Annotated in this window: 8 protein-coding genes; 4 read left to right on the top strand and 4 right to left on the bottom strand. The window is 74.1% G+C overall.

Annotation, left to right across the window (positions count from 1 at the left end; translation table 11 throughout):
• Window positions 1-376: 376 nt before the first annotated feature.
• Complete coding sequence (locus AC5R91_RS09075) at window positions 377-1,984, top strand: carboxyl transferase domain-containing protein (protein WP_495397922.1); 1,608 nt, start codon at window positions 377-379, stop codon at window positions 1,982-1,984.
• Window positions 1,985-2,044: 60 nt separating this feature from the next.
• Window positions 2,045-4,810, top strand: coding sequence for an ATP-binding protein (locus AC5R91_RS09070; RefSeq protein ID WP_495396706.1), 2,766 nt, complete (start codon window positions 2,045-2,047; stop codon window positions 4,808-4,810).
• A gap of 151 nt (window positions 4,811-4,961) precedes the next feature.
• On the opposite strand, the gene AC5R91_RS09065 is transcribed toward AC5R91_RS09070, so the two are convergent.
• Window positions 4,962-5,324: a hypothetical protein gene (locus AC5R91_RS09065; protein ID WP_495394467.1), complete on the bottom strand. Its 363-nt coding sequence runs from the start codon at window positions 5,322-5,324 to the stop codon at window positions 4,962-4,964.
• 82 nt (window positions 5,325-5,406) lie between these two features.
• Between AC5R91_RS09065 and AC5R91_RS09060 the strand changes: the two genes are divergently transcribed.
• On the top strand, window positions 5,407-6,531 hold the full coding sequence (locus tag AC5R91_RS09060) for an IS630 family transposase (RefSeq protein ID WP_495393400.1): 1,125 nt from the start codon (window positions 5,407-5,409) through the stop codon (window positions 6,529-6,531).
• 24 nt (window positions 6,532-6,555) lie between these two features.
• Here AC5R91_RS09060 and AC5R91_RS09055 read toward each other — a convergent pair whose 3' ends face one another.
• The gene (locus tag AC5R91_RS09055) at window positions 6,556-8,586 is read right to left on the bottom strand and encodes a toll/interleukin-1 receptor domain-containing protein (protein ID WP_495396705.1); all 2,031 of its coding nucleotides are present in this window, start codon (window positions 8,584-8,586) and stop codon (window positions 6,556-6,558) included.
• Window positions 8,587-9,573: 987 nt separating this feature from the next.
• Between AC5R91_RS09055 and AC5R91_RS09050 the strand changes: the two genes are divergently transcribed.
• Window positions 9,574-10,878, top strand: coding sequence for a UbiA family prenyltransferase (locus AC5R91_RS09050; RefSeq protein ID WP_495396704.1), 1,305 nt, complete (start codon window positions 9,574-9,576; stop codon window positions 10,876-10,878).
• On the opposite strand, the gene AC5R91_RS09045 is transcribed toward AC5R91_RS09050, so the two are convergent.
• Together AC5R91_RS09045 and AC5R91_RS09040 are read right to left on the bottom strand one after the other, a co-directional pair.
• Window positions 10,845-13,898, bottom strand: a complete 3,054-nt coding sequence (locus tag AC5R91_RS09045; protein WP_495396703.1) for a tetratricopeptide repeat protein — start codon at window positions 13,896-13,898, stop codon at window positions 10,845-10,847. The two genes, AC5R91_RS09050 and AC5R91_RS09045, sit on opposite strands and share 34 nt — an antisense overlap.
• A 170-nt stretch (window positions 13,899-14,068) precedes the next feature.
• On the bottom strand, window positions 14,069-15,181 hold the full coding sequence (locus tag AC5R91_RS09040) for a DUF3616 domain-containing protein (protein WP_495396702.1): 1,113 nt from the start codon (window positions 15,179-15,181) through the stop codon (window positions 14,069-14,071).
• Window positions 15,182-15,211 lie beyond the last annotated feature (30 nt).

Here is a 15,211-nt window from a genome sequence, read left to right as displayed (position 1 = left end):
GGCAACGTTAGTGTGCCGGCAAGCGTCCTTCACGGTGGGCGCCGCAGATCGCGGCACGCGACAGGCCGGATCGTACCGAGGGACCGCCGAATCCGGCTATCACCGCTAAGGTAAGCCGCAGTGGGGTCAACCGGTGCATTTCGGCTCGATAGCGGGTAGACCGTTATCGGCTGGTCCGATTGCGCAGCCGGCGTGTCCGTTTGCTGCGGCCGCGTTCTCGGTGCGGTCTCGGACGTCTCGGGTTGGAACGCGCCGACCTGGGGAAACGTCGCATTTGGCAACCTTGTGTTCAGCTTTGTGGGGAGTGATTGTGGCGGCGGTGCGAACCGGATCCATCGCCGGGCAGCGGTCCGCCGAGGTGCGCCGCGCCTCGGCGATGCCGGTCCTGGCCAGCCGGGTGGATGCCACCGGCGAGCAGGCCCGGCGCAACGCCGAGGGGCACTGGCACGCCGTGACCGATCTGCAGGAGCGACTGGCGGTCGCGGCCGTCGGCGGTTCGGAGCAGGCCCGGGCGCGGCATGTCGCCCGCGGCAAGCTGCTGCCCCGGGACCGCGTCGACGCGTTGCTCGACCGCGGCAGTCCCTTCCTGGAGCTGTCCCCGCTCGCCGCGAACGGGCTGTACGACGATCCGGTGCCGGGGGCGGGCATCATCACCGGAATCGGGCGGATCGCCGGCCGGGAATGCGTGGTCGTCGCCAACGACGCCACCGTGAAGGGCGGCACCTATTACCCGCTGACGGTGAAGAAGCACCTGCGCGCCCAGGAGGTCGCGCTGCACAACCGGCTGCCCTGCGTCTATCTGGTGGACTCGGGCGGCGCCTTCCTGCCCCTGCAGGATCAGGTGTTTCCGGACCGGGAGCATTTCGGGCGCATCTTCTTCAACCAGGCGCGGATGTCGTCGCTCGGCATCGCCCAGATCGCCGCGGTGCTGGGTTCCTGCACGGCCGGCGGCGCCTACGTCCCGGCGATGGCGGATGAGGCGATCATCGTCCGCGACCAGGGGACGATCTTCCTGGGCGGCCCGCCGCTGGTGAAGGCCGCGACCGGGGAGGTGGTGACGGCCGAGGAGCTCGGCGGCGGCCTGCTGCATGCGCGGACCTCGGGGGTGACGGACCACCTGGCCGAGGACGACGCGCACGCCCTGCGGATCGTCCGGTCGATCGTGGCGAACCTGGCGCCGCGCGCGCCCCGGCCGTGGGCGGTCGAACCCGCCGAGGAGCCGGCTGTGGATCCGGCCGGCCTGTACGCGGCGGTGCCGACGGATTCGCGGACGCCGTACGACGTGCGGGAGGTGATCGCGCGGATCGTGGACGGGAGCCGGTTCGCGGAGTTCAAGCGGGAGTACGGGTCGACGTTGGTGACCGGGACGGCGCGGTTGCATGGTCATCCGGTGGGGATCGTGGCGAACAACGGGGTGTTGTTCGGGGAGTCGGCGTTGAAGGGGGCGCATTTCATCGAGTTGTGTGATCAGCGGGGGATTCCGTTGGTGTTCCTGCAGAACATCTCGGGGTTCATGGTGGGGCGGGAGTACGAGGCGGGTGGTATTGCGAAGCATGGGGCGAAGATGGTGACGGCGGTGGCGTGTGCGCGGGTGCCGAAGTTCACGGTGGTGATCGGGGGTAGTTTCGGTGCGGGGAACTACTCGATGTGTGGGCGGGCGTATTCGCCGCGTTTTCTGTGGATGTGGCCGAACGCGCGGATCTCGGTGATGGGTGGGGAGCAGGCCGCGGCGGTGCTCGCCACCGTCCGCCGGGACCAGGTCGCCGCGGCGGGCGTCGACTGGAGCGAGGCGGACGAGGCCGCGTTCCGCGGGCCCGTCCTGGACCGTTACGCGGAGCAGGGAAGCCCCTACTACTCGACGGCCCGACTCTGGGACGACGGGGTCATCGACCCGGCCGACACCCGTATGGTGCTGGGCCTGGGGCTGTCGGTGGCCGCGAACGCCCCGCTGGAACCGGTCCGCTATGGCGTGTTCCGGATGTGATCGGGTAGGCGCGGACGCGGTTGGCCGGTGGTGAGGGGAGTACAGACGTGAGGATCAAGGGTGTCAGCCGCTGACCCGTCGACCTGGAACCAGATGGGAGCCGTCGCGACCGGCCCGGCCCCCGCGCAACGCCGCACCGGACCGGGCCCGTCCACCCGGGGCGCCGGGCTGCCGGGCCTGGCGTTCTCGTCGGTGCTCGTCGCCAACCGCGGCGAGATCGCCGTCCGGATCATCCGCACCCTGCGCGATCTCGGCATCCGCTCGATCGCCGTCTACTCCGACGCGGACGCCGGCGCCCGCCACGTCCGCGAGGCCGATATCGCGGTGCGCCTGGGGCCCACGCCGGCCCGGGAGAGCTACCTGGACATCGACGCGATCGTCGAGGCCGCGCAGGCCTGCGGGGCCCAGGCCGTCCATCCCGGCTACGGCTTCCTCGCCGAGAACGCCGCCTTCGTCCGGGCCTGCGAGGCCGCCGGGCTGTTCTTCATCGGCCCGTCGGTCGCCGCCGTCGAGGTGATGGGCGACAAGATCGTCGCGCGGCGGACTGTCGCCGAGGTCGGCGTGGCCGTGGTGCCGGGGCGGTCGTCGCCCGCGATGAGCGACGCTGCCATCACGGAGGCCGCGGGCCAGCTCGGCTACCCGGTCCTGGTCAAGCCGTCGGCCGGCGGCGGCGGCAAGGGCATGCGGATCGTGCGCGCAACGGGGGAGATGGCCGCCGCCCTCGCCTCGGCCCGCCGAGAGGCCGCCGCCGCCTTCGGCGACGACACCCTGTTCGTTGAGCGGCTCATCGCCCGTCCCCGCCACGTCGAGGTGCAGGTCCTCGCCGACACGCATGGCACGGTGCTGCACCTGGGGGAACGCGAGTGCAGCCTGCAGCGGCGCCACCAGAAGATCATCGAGGAGGCGCCCTCGCCGCTGCTCGACGCGCGCACCCGGGAACGGCTCGGTGCCGCGGCGGTCGCGGTGGCCGGCGCCGTCGGCTACGTCGGAGCCGGCACGGTCGAGTTCATCCTGTCCGCCGACGCGCCCGACGAGTTCTACTTCATGGAGATGAACACCCGCCTGCAGGTGGAGCACGCGGTAACCGAACTGGTCACCGGGGTGGACCTGGTCGCCGAGCAGATCCGGATCGCGGCCGGCGAGCCGCTGCGCTTCGGTCAGGCCGACGTCCGCCTCACCGGCCACGCCGTGGAGGCCCGCGTCTACGCCGAGGACCCCGCGCGCGGCTTCCTGCCGACCGGCGGGCAGGTCCTCGCCTTCCGCGAGCCCGCGGGGCCCGCCATCCGCGTCGACGCCGGCATCGCCGCCGGCGACACCGTCGGCACCGCCTACGACCCGATGCTCGCCAAGATTGTCGCCTGGGGGCCCGACCGGCCGGCCGCGCTCGCCCGGCTTGACGCCGCGCTCGCCGCCACCGTGCTGCTCGGCGTGACCACCAACATCGGTTTCCTGCGCGCGCTGCTCGGCCATCCCGACGTCGTCGCCGGCCGGCTCGACACCGATCTGGTCGAACGCGACCTCGCCGCGCTCACCGCCGACGAGCTGCCCGGGGAGGCCATCCTCGGCTACGCGCTGGCCAGGCTGCTCGCGCTGCAGCCGGTGGGCCCGCTCGTCGACCCCTGGGACATCCCCTCCGGTTGGCGTCCCGGCGAGCCCGCGTGGCTGAGCTGGGACGTGCTCATTCCGGGGGGTGGCTCCGATTCGGGCGGTGGATCGGACCCGGGCGGCGGGTCCGACCTGGTGGGGGGCGTCGGTCCGGTGGGGGACGCCGGTCCGGGCGGCTCTGGCCAGGCTGGCGTTGCCGTTCCTGGCGGCGCAGGCCCCGGCCCCGGCGACATCCTGGCGGGCGACGGTTCCGTCGTTGGTGGCCCGGTCGCACATGGCCCGGTCGCACATGGCCCTGCCGCAAATGGCTCTGCCGGGAGTGGCGCCGCCGGAGGTGGTGCCGCCGGGAGTACCGCCGCCGGCCCTGGCCGCGCGACCGGGGAGACCCCCGGGAGGGGATCGCCCGGTGGTGATCTGCGCGCCGGCGTCGGCGTCGGCCTCGGCGGTGGCGGCATCGGCGGCGTCGGCTTCGGCGGTGGCGGCATCGTCGTCGACGGCGCCGCGCCGGGACCCGGCGCAGGCTCGGTTCCAGGTGGAACCGGGTTGGCCGTCCCGGTGGGGGAGGGCGACCCGGTGGCGTCGACGCCGGCCGGCATCGGCGCCGCGTTCGGTCCGCGGGCAGCCACCGTGCGGGTCAGCGCCCGCGGCACGCCGGCCGCCGCGCGGGTCCGCCTCGCCGACGGGCCACCGGTCGCCGCGTCGGTCCGCCAGATCGGCGACGATCTGCTGGTCACGATCGGCTCGGTCACCACCCGGTGGGCGTTCGCGTGGGCGGCCACCGAGGGCGAGCACGACCCGACGGATCCCCTGCGCTCCGCGCCGGCCGCGGCCGGAGTCGGGGCCCGCCGCTCGATCGCGGCCACGGGCGGATCGCCCCCCGCCGGCGAGCTGCTCTGGCTGGGGCGGGAGGGGCGGGCCTGGGAGTTGGCCGAAGCGGTTCCCGTGGCCGGAGCGGAGGTGACCTCGGCCACGGGCGGCCAGGCACGCAGCCCCATGCCCGGCACGGTGATCGCCGTCCTCGTCGAGCCGGGCATGTCCGTCTCCGACGGGCAGTCGCTGGTCGTCGTCGAGGCGATGAAGATGGAGCATCCAGTCTCGGCGCCGGCCGCCGGCGTCGTCGCCAAGGTGCTGGTCCGCCCCGGCGACCTCGTGGCCCTCGACCAGGTTCTGGCGGTCGTCTCGCCGTTGTCGGATCCCCCCGAGACCGCCGCGGCTCCCTGACCGCGGGGGTTGGGGCGGGCAGGCGCTCTCCCACGCATCCGCCACCGCCACACGAGCCGTCGCCCGTTCCACGACCCGCCCCAGCCACATCACCCGCCAGACGTCACGGGACGTGACAGCAGGACGGGAAGGGGACCTCTGAGGCGCTGCACTAGTGGGTGTCGCCGTTAGTTCGTCGGTGATCGGTGGTGCCGGGTAGGTAGAGGCCTGCGGCGAGGTCGAGCGCGGCTTCGGCGGTGCCGCTGGGGGATCCGTCGGGCAGGTAGGAGTCGTCGTAGTCGTCGTGGCTGGCGCGCCAGATCGCGAAGCCCCAGTCGTTGGCGTAGCCGTGGTAGCGCAGCCGGCACAGTGGCTGGGGGGCGCCGTCGGGGTCGGTGGCGGTGACGTAGGCGAACGCGCCGTGGTAGCGGGTGGAGATCTCGCGGATCCCGGGCCAGTTCTCGGCCGCGTGCGCGACGAGCCGCTGGCGCAGGGAGATCTTCGTCGATGCCGGGATACCTGCCACGGCTCTCATTGTCGCCGTCAGTTGAGGGCGGGTTGCCCGCGGGTGTGGTGGCGGCGATGGTCGGGTGCGACCTGCCCGATAGGACATCAGGGTGTCTCGCCGTGCTACCGCGGTCATCCTGACCGACGACGTCCGTGCCGAACTGGCCAGCCGTGCCCGGTCGGCGACCGTGCCGCGCCGTGACTGGCTGCGCGCGAGGATCGTGCTCGCCGCCGCGGACGGGCTGGGCAACGCCGCGATCGCCGCCGGGTTGGGTGTCTGCGAGGACACCGTCTGCACGTGGCGGGGCCGGTTCGCCCGGGAAGGTCTCGCGGGCCTGCGTGACCGGCCCCGGTCGGGCCGGCCGGCCCGGTTCACCGCGGTGCAGGTCGCCGAGGTCAAGGCGCTGGCCTGCACCCGGCCCGCCGACGTCGACGTGCCGCTGGAACGCTGGTCGGCGGCCGAGCTCGCCGCCCACGCGGTCCGCGAGGGCATCGTCGAGGAGGTGTCCGCCTCGACGGTGACCCGCTGGCTCGACGCCGACGCGATCCGCCCCTGGCGGCACCGGTCGTGGATCTTCCCGCGGGACCCGGCGTTCGTGGCGAAGGCGTCCCGGGTCCTGGACCTCTATGCCCGCCGCTGGGACGGCGAGCCGCTCGGCCCGGACGACTATGTGATCAGCGCGGACGAGAAGTCCCAGCTGCAGGCCCTGCACCGCTGCCACCCGACCGCGCCGGCGATGCCCGGCCACGGCCCGCGGGTGGAGTTCGAGTACACCCGTGGGGGCACGCTGGCGTACTTCGCCGCCTACGACGTCCACCGCGCCGAGGTGATCGGCCGGATCGAGGACACCACCGGGATCGCCCCGTTCGGTCGGCTCGCCGCCCAGGTCATGGCCCAGGAGCCCTACGCGTCGGCGCGGCGGGTGTTCTGGATCGTCGACAACGGCTCGTCTCACCGAGGCCAGGCCTCGATCGACCGGATGCGCGCCGCCCACCCGACCGCGACGCTGGTCCACCTGCCCGTACACGCCTCCTGGCTCAACCAGGTCGAGGTATTCTTCTCGATCTTGCAGCGCAAGGCCATCGAGCGCGGTGACTTCGCCGACCTCGACACGCTCGCGGCCCGGGTCATGGGCTTCCAGGCGCTCTACAACCAGGCCGCGACCCCGTTCGACTGGAAGTACACCCGCGCCGATCTCCTGAAGACCGCCAGCCGCCTCGGCCTCGCCGCATAACCGACGAACTTGCGGCGGCACCCACTAGCCTGCCCGGGGCCCGGTACCTCCGTCCCCGTTGCGCAGCGCCGTCATCCGGTCGACCAGCGTCGCGCGGGCCTCATCCTCACCGAGCCCGACGAGGTCCACCGATGCGACGAGGCCCAGCCAGCCCGGCGGATCGCAGGGTTCGACCCGGACGGTGACCAGCCGGCTGCCGTGGGCCGCGGTCGCCGCCGGAAAGGCCTCCCGCCACTCGGCGCTGCCCTGCACCTCGCTCAGGTAGGCGGGGGAGAGCACGACGAGCGTCCGCGGTACCTGGGCAACCGCGTCCGCCAGGGAGACGGCCGTCTGCGGCCCGCCGGATTCGTCGGCGCCGTCGGGATTGCCGCGTTCATCGGGATCGCGGTCATCAGGGCCGGGGTCATCGGGGTTGGGGTCATCGGGGTCGGGGTGCGGCAGGACTCGCCAGCCGGCCGCCTCGAGATGCCAGCCGATCCAGTCCGCCCACGCGGCATCGGCCCGGGCATGGGAGAGGAGCAGGTCGGCCGCGGACCCGTCGGCCGCGGACCCGTCGGCCGTGCACCCGTCGGCCGTGCACCCGTCGACTGTGGACCCGTTCACCGAGGGGCCGTTCACCTCTGGGTCGGCTTTCTCCGGGTCAGCCTGCTCCGGGGCGGATGGCTCGCGGTGGAAACGCCCGAGATCGGCGTCCTCCGGGGCGGTGTTCTCCGGGGCGGGCTGCGCCTGGCTCTGTTGGTCGAGGCTCTGTTGGCCGAGGCTGTGTTGGCCGAGGCTGTGTTGGCCGAGGCTGTGTTGGCCGAGGTTGTGCTGGTCGAGGCCGTGTCGGTCGAGGAAGGCGGCTGCGGCGTTCGCGGCGAGGCGCAGGAACCAACCTCGGTCCTCCTCGCGGGTCGATGCCCGGCCGAGACAGGTCAGGGCGCAGGCCAGCAGCGACAGCGGTAGCTGGTCGCGCCACTGCTCGACCAGGTCGGCCGCGCGTGCCCACTCCTGCCCGGCGGAGCGGACCTGGTCGATGAACAGCCACAGCCACTGGGGCAGGAGCGCCCCGTCGAGGTCCGGGTCGAGCAGCACGTCGATCGTGGCGGTGCGCTGGGCCGGGGAGAGCTCGACCAGCGTCCGGGCGAGGACGTGTAGCACGAGATGGGTGGGATCGCGGGTGAGCACGGCGTCGGCGGCGTAGCGCGACAGGTCGATGAGCTGGAAGGCCGCGCTCGCGTCGCGCAGATCGGTCGGGATGAGGATGTTCTCGACGTGCAGGTCCCCGTGGGCGCGCCCGACGAATGTGGGCAGCCGCACGCCGGGGGTCCGGCTGGCGTCCAGGACCAGCGCGAACGGATTGGGCAGGGGACGATCCTCCTCCTCGACGGTGATGGTGCGCCCGGGATGCGCGGCGGCGAGGCGGTGCAGCCGGCTGCCGGGGGCGAGCCGGTCGCCGAGCTGGCGGCCGAGGATGGCCGGCACGTCCATCGAGGGCAGCCGGGTCCGCCCCGCCCATTCGCCGAGCACGGCTCCGACGACGGCGGCGCTGACGTCGGCAAAGGCGGCGGCGTCGGCGGCCGGGCGGGGGAAGGCGGGCTGCGGGCCCCGGAGGCGGTTCGGCTCCGCCCCGCGGGCCGGGCGGGGCGGATGCAGGACGGCGTCCAGCAGCGTGTGCAGGGTGATCGGGTCGCGCAGGCTGCCGCCGGCCACTCGCTGGAAGACGAACCAGCGTCCGTCGCCGACCGGGATGGGCTGGTGGACGGGCTTGGTGAGGTGCTGCCGGGCGAAGTCCCGGGACTCGGTCAACGCCCGCCGGTGGCGGGCGAACTCGCCGGGTTGGGGATCCTCCGCGGTGCCCGGCGCCCGGTCCAGCTTCATGATCAATTGACGGGCGCCCTCGTGGGGGTCGTCCGCCAGGACGGCGGCGACCCGCGCGGCGGACCGACCGCCGATGAGCCAGCGGACCAGCCGCAAGGTGGTTTCGGTCTGGACGCACCACTGCCGCAGCGCGGTCACGGCGGCGTCGTCCAGCTCGGTCTGTAGCGGCTCGTCCAGCCAACGGGAGGACACCATGACTCCTGGGAACACGTGTTCGCGGATTGCGGGATTGCTTCCTGGTGACGCGCCGAGAATACCGCCCTGAATCCCGGTTGCCGCCCGGCGATCGGTGACCTGACTGTTTCGGCGCTAATCGCGGACGTGGCCGCTGGCCGTTGTTCCGGTGACCGGTGACAGTGGTGGAAGCCTGGCGTGACGGCGGGGCGACCGCTCGTGCGGTCGCGGCCCGCTTTCCCGTCCGCCGTATACGACGCGTCCGCGGTCGAGCGGGATGGTTACCGCCGATCCCATCTCGACCGGCCGTCCCCCCGACCTGCCGTTCGCAACATCGGACCATCGCGTACGACGTTGTACGGATTTGCCGTCCGGGTCTTTCCGGTTAGTCCGGCACGCGGTTATCTGGGAGCCGCCGACGGGTCGCTGCCGCCGCAGCCGCATGATCTGTACCTCCGTGACACGGAGGTGGCTGGTCGACGGCCACGCCCTCGGTTCGCCGCCGGAGCGGACCTGCCATCGGGGGGAGGCCCGCTCCGGCGGTCGGCGGTGGCGGCCGCCGCGACGTCGTCCCGGCGACCTTGTCCCGGCGACCTGTTCCGGCGACCTGTTCCGGCTCGTCGGGCAACCCCGCCCGCAGACAATGTGTCGGCGAGGCCGTCGCCGCCCCTATGGTAAATGCGCGCCGTTGCCGCGGACCATCCATAGCGAGGTCCGGCCGGGGCATCGCCGCGATGTCCGCGGTTACCTTCGGACGCACCCCGAACTCGGCGGATGGTCGGCGGCGCGCATCGTAGCGGTCATCTTACTGCAATACGGCTTGGCTCGCCGCCGCTTTCGGTCAGACACACACCGGGTGTCACGGCGTGTACTCGCCGCTGTCTGTACGACCTTGTACGGCGATGCGCGACCGCCTTTTATCGGTGTCCCGAATGGGTTTTCCTCGACAGGCTGCGATCGCCTGTGAGCGCAGTGCTCGGGGGACACGAGAAACGGTCGTGAGGTCGGATGGGAAGCCGTGCCGCCGGACAGCCGGCGGGCCGGGCGGGGACGGCGCGGCGGCACCGGACCGCGGTCCGGTGCGTGGTGGACGCGTGGGCGCTGACCCGGCCGGGAAGCGCACTCGCGGACGCCGTCCCGTTCGCCGCCGGCGGCCTCGCGGTGGCGGATCCCCGGGTCGGGGCGGTACTGCTGCTCGTCCTCGCCGGGGCGCTGGTGTCGGTGTTCGGCCGGCTGCTCGACGCCGTCGCCGGGCTCGACGCCGACCGGATCAACCCGGTGCGCCGCGACAGCCCTCTCGTGCAGGGCCGGCTCGCGCCCGGCTGGGTCGCCGGATGGGCGGTGCTGGCCGGGGCGGCGGTGGTGGGCGGGGGCTGGCTGTGGGCGGCCTCCCTCCCCGCCCGGATCGGCTTCGTGGCCCTCATCGGCCTGCGAGCCTGGCTGGCCCTGTCCCGGTGGCGGGCGGGGGGCGCCCCATCGCTGCGCCGCCCGCTGGCTGCGGCCACGCTCGCCGGCGGCCTGCCGCTGGGTGTCGCCGCCGCCGGGGGCGCGGTGGGCGTGGGTGCGGGCGTGCTCACCGCCGGATTCGGCCTCGCGGTGATCGTCGCCGGCTGGACGGTCGCCGACCTGCGTGATCTGCCGACCGACCGGGTCTGCGGGCGACGGACGCCGGCGCTGGCCACCGGCGTGCACCTGCGCCGGCCCCGCGGTTTCGTCTTCCCCCGGCGGTATGTCGCGATCGTGCTTACCGCACAGGTCGGGCTCGTCGCCGTCGTGTCCGTGGCGAGCGGGCTCGCCCTCACCGCCGACGCCGACGGCGCCGCCATGCTGCCGGCCGTGCCCCGAAGGCCCGCTGCGGTCGCCCCGGTGACGCCTGGGCCGCCCGGTGGCCACGGCTCCCCGGCCGGCCGGGGGCTCGCCGCGGGCGCGGCGGTCCTCGCCGCGCTGATTGCCACCGCCGGGCTGATTCGGCTGGTCCGGTCGGGCGCCCCAGGCCTCGACCCGATTCGGTCACCCCGTCCTCGCGGCGGCGGCTTCGTCCGGGCGAACCTGCTCGCCTGCCAGTTGGCGAGCGTCGCCTGGCTGTTGACCGAGCCGGCCGGGCTGCCGCTGTGGGCCCTGCTGGCCGCCCTCGGCGGCTGGGTGGTCGGCCTGCCGCTGCGGCTGCTGGCCGAGCGGGACGGCGACGGGCTTGCGGCGGTGCGAGCGGCCGGCATCCCCGGGCTCCTGGCGCTGCCCGTCGCCTCGACCGCCGACGGATCCGCTCCGGCCGGGTCGCCTCAGGACGCCGGCGAGCGGCCGACGAGCCGCTGAAGCCGCAGCGTGGTCCCGTGCTCCGGGCCCAGCACCCGCAGGCTGTGCCGGTACGCGTCCGCCACCTCGGCGCGCAGTGCGGCGAGTCGGCCGAGCTCCTGCTCGATCTCGCCGCGCAGGCTGATCGCCGCCAGCGTGCGGGGATGATCGGGACCCAGGACGCGCAGGCAGACCGCCACGAGTTCGGCGGCCGTCCCCGCGGCCCGGGTGTGCTCGCCGCGACGGTGGTCGAGCCGGGCCAGGTGGTAGCGGGTCACCAGGGTCGCCGGATGCTCGGGTCCGAGCGTGTCGACCCGGTCGGTCCACACGGCGCTCAGCATGCGTTCCGCCGCGGTCCACTGCCGCTGCTCGGCGAGCATGTCGGCGACGTTGTTGCGGGTGGTGAGGGTGTCGCGGTGACGGTGGCCGAGGACCCGTTCCCGGCTGGTGAGCGTGCGCGTGAGCCAGGCGAGCGCCTCGGGGTGGCGGCCCGACTCGCGCAGGGTGCGGCCCAGGTAGTGCTGCGTCGTCAGGGTGTCGGGATGGTCCGCGCCGAGGACCCGGGCCCGGTCGTCGAGGACGGCCCGCAGTCCCTCCTCCGCGTCGCCGGGCCGGCCCTGCGCGGCGCGCACCCGGTACAGGTCATGGGCGGCGGACAGCACGTCGGCGTGATCGTTGCCGAACAGCCGCCGCCCGGTGAGCAGCACGGCCTCGTAGGCCCCGGCGGCCTCGGCGAGACGTCCGGTCGCGCGCAGGAAGCGGGCGGCGAGCGTCGCGGGAACCAGCAGCTCCGGCGGCAGTCGCCCCTCGGTCAGCGCCGGCAGTCCCCACTGGCGCCGGGCGCGCAGCATCGCCAGGCCCGCGTCCGCGTGCCCGGCGAGCATCGCCCAGCGGGGCCAGGTCCCAGGGTCGCGCGGGTCGAGCCGGCGGGCGGCGTGGACCAGCAGCGCGGTGATCGTCTCCAGGTAGTCCTCGACCCGACCGGAGACGTGCGCGGCGCGGCCGAAGCTGTCCCGCACCAGGGGATGCAACCAGATCCGGTGCGCCGCGCCCGCGTCGCCGGGCGTCGGTGGGGGCGGGGGCGCGTCGGCCACGGCGGCTGGGTCGGCCGGGTTGGTCACGGAGTTGGTCGGGTCGGCTGGGTTGGTCACCGAGTTGGTCCGGTCGGCTGGGTTGGTCCGGTCGGCTGGGTTGGTCGGGTCGGCTGGGTTGGTCGGGCCGAGGGTGTGCTCGATCAGCCCCTGGCCGGCGAGGGCCCGGACCAACCCCCACAGCTCGGTCGCCGGCAGGTTGCCGAACAGGGGCGAGGCGGTCAGCACCTCGGCGTTGAGGAGCACGTCGACGGGGATCGGATCGCCGCCGAGGCAGGCGAGCAGGGTCAGCAACGGCCGTGCCCGGACCTGCTCACGCAGGGCGAGCAGGTTCAGCGAGAGCTCCCAGGTCGGCCCGACGAGCTCGCGCTCCCGGCGGCGTCCGGGCACTCCCTCCGGCGCCCCGCCGCTCAGGCCCACCCCCCCGTTGCCGGAGCCACCATCCTGACGTTCGGTCGTGGCTGCGGGGGTCGGCGTGTCGGGGTCGGTCGGCGTGTCGGGGTCGGTCGGGGTGCCGGGGCCCGCCGGGGTGTGGGGATCGGTCGGGGGGTGGGCGTCCGGCGGGGTGTCCGGGGGCTGCGGGCGCGGGCGCGGTGCCGCGGACCGTGCGTCCGCGGCGGCGAAGTCCGGCAGCAGCGACCAGGGCCCACTGGTGCGCAGGGACCGTTCGTACGCCGGGTAGGTCCGGGGGATGACCGAGCCGCCGAAGCCCGGCGGCATCCGCCGCGCCTCGGCGAGGAACTGGCCGGCCAGCGAGAGCGCCAGCGGCAGCCCGCCGAGGCGGCGGCCGAGGCTCTCCGCGGCCTGCGCGGACCCCGGGCCGTCACCCGCCAGGTCGAGCAGCGCCTGGCCGGCGTCGCGGTCGGTGAGGGGAGTCAGCCGGTGTAGGCGTATCCAGGGCGGGGTCCTGCCCCCGGCCGAGCCGAGCGACCAGGCCGCGCCATCGCGGGTGGTCACCACGACCATGCCCCGCGGCCCGGTGACCGGGCGCAGCCAACCGGTGCCATCGAGCACGTCGCCCGCGGACGGACCCAGGTCGCCGGCGGGATCGTCGGCGTTGTCGACGACCAGCAGCCACGGTTGGTCGAGGGCGCCGAGCAGGCGCCAGACCAGGTCGGGCAGGCTCGCCCGGTGCAGTTGATGATGGGTCGCGCCGAGCTCGACGGCGAGCGCCCCCATCGCCGCGGGCACCGCGCCGGGACGGGTGGCGCTGATCCACCAGGTCCGCACGCCGCGGTCGAGCGCGGTCGCGGCGAGGGCGACAGCCACGGTGCTCTTGCCGATCCCGCCGAGCCCGTGCAGCACGTGCACCCGGCCGCGGACCCGCGTGTCACCGCCCGATCCGTCCGGTCCACCCGGCCGGCCCAGCTCACCCGGCCCACTTGGCCAACCTGGCCCGGCCGGCCCTGCTGGGCGGCCCCCGACGGCATCGCCGGCGGCGGTGGGGAGCAGTCCGGTCAGCAGGGTGAGGATCTCGTCGCGGCCGCGCACGGCCGGCAGCCGATCCAGCCGGGCCACGGGTGGCGCGATCGTCAGGGCCGTCGCGCTCTCGTCGCCGCGGACCCGCTCGACGGGTGCCCGCGGGGGACCACGGCCGTCGAGCCGCCGGGCGGCGACGGCGCCGGGACCCCACCCGCCACCGGCGGCGCCCCGCTCGTCGTCGCTGGAGCTCCGGCGGGTGCGCCGGATCCGGCTCCAGGTCTCGACCCAGCGGCGCAGCTCGGCGGGGTCGGTGATCCCGCAGGCGCGCAGCATGTTCTCGACGAGGTTCGCCGGCTTGAGCCCCGGCAGGTGCGATCCGCCGAAGTAGCCGCCGACCGTGCTGGCCGGGACGTTCACCTTCCGGGCGACATCGCGCACGCTGAGCCCCGCCCGCTCCCGGACAACCGTCAGTACACGGCCGAACTCCGCGCAGGTGGTGACGGCGGTCAGGTCGATCTCGTCAGACACGCGCGTACCTCGGGCAGGGCGGTGAGCGGGGCGGATTGTGATTCTGTGCGCCAATCTTGCCGTGGTCGGCGGATGGCGGATAGACCGCCGGGCCCTCGAACACGCCCGGCGATCGCCGGGGACGAAAACCGTGGTCGGACGCCCGCCGGTACCGCCGTCGCCCAGCCGGTTCAGTCGCGTGGCAGCGGGACGATGTCCGCGAGGATCTCGTGCCGGTGCCAGCGCCGCCGGGGTGCCGGGCTGTCGTGCACCACGAGCAACGAGGACGGATCGCCGGGCAGCAGCGCGATGCCCTCCGGGTGATCCTCGCCGGTCCCGACCGGTAGCTCCAGCACCCGCTCGATCGCCTCGTCGGTGACGACGACGCTCGTGCGCGCGTGCGCGGCGCCCCGCCAGCGGTAGATCCCCACCGGTCCGTCGAGATCCATCGTCGGGCCCGCGAGCAGCAGCAGATCGTCGCCGTGGGCGAGGATGTCCCGCACGCCGAGCCCGTCGAGGTCGAGGAAGTGCTTGCGGTACAGGGGACCGCCGTCACCGCCATCGCTGGCGCTGTCGCCGATGGGAGCGAGCAGCAGGTCCTGGCCGTCGCCCTCGGTGAGGCGCAGCTCGAGCACCACCGCCCAGCCGCGCAGCACCGGGCCGCGCAACCCCAGGTAGATCCGTTCGCCGACGACCGCGAGCCCCTCGATGTCCAGGCCGTTGTCCTTGCTCGGGATCTTCAGGAACAGGCCGAGGTGCTCGTCGTCCTTGAGCGCTCGCGTGAGCCGGTTCTGCTTCGACAGGCCGAGCGCGGCGGCGGTCAGCTTCTCCCCGCTCGGCGAGGCCGGCGCCGGGGCGCTGGGGACGAGGGTCGGCGCCCCGTCGATCTCCACCACCGGGATGCGGCCGAGCAGGTAGCGGTTGGCGTTGCTGCTCACCTTGGCCAGCCGGGCCAGCGCCTGCTCGGTGGCATGGTGCGGCTTGACCCGCTTACGGGTCCGGGCGTGCGAACCGACGAACCAGAGGTAGTCGCCGTGCCGGTCCATGCCCTCGATGTCGATCTCGAGCTGGCTGCCGTCCGGTTCCGGCGGTTCCGGCAGCGGGAGGAAGTCCGCGACCGAGAAGCTGACATGGTCGACGAAGCCGTCCCCGCTCGGCGACAGCGCCGTCCGCTCGATGGTGATCGTCTCGTCGCCGGCGAGCCAGAGGTGGCGCCCGTCCCCCTTGAGGGTGGACAGCGACTCCGCGATGTCGATCACTCCGGCGTCGTCGGTGAAACGGATCGGAATCGTCCTCGCCGTCATCGTTCCCTCGCTGCTGATCTCCACGGGCGC

The organism is Frankia sp. BMG5.60, assembly GCF_059428125.1.
Note: the sequence above shows the minus strand (reverse complement) of the source record. Positions and strands in the feature narration are given on the sequence as shown.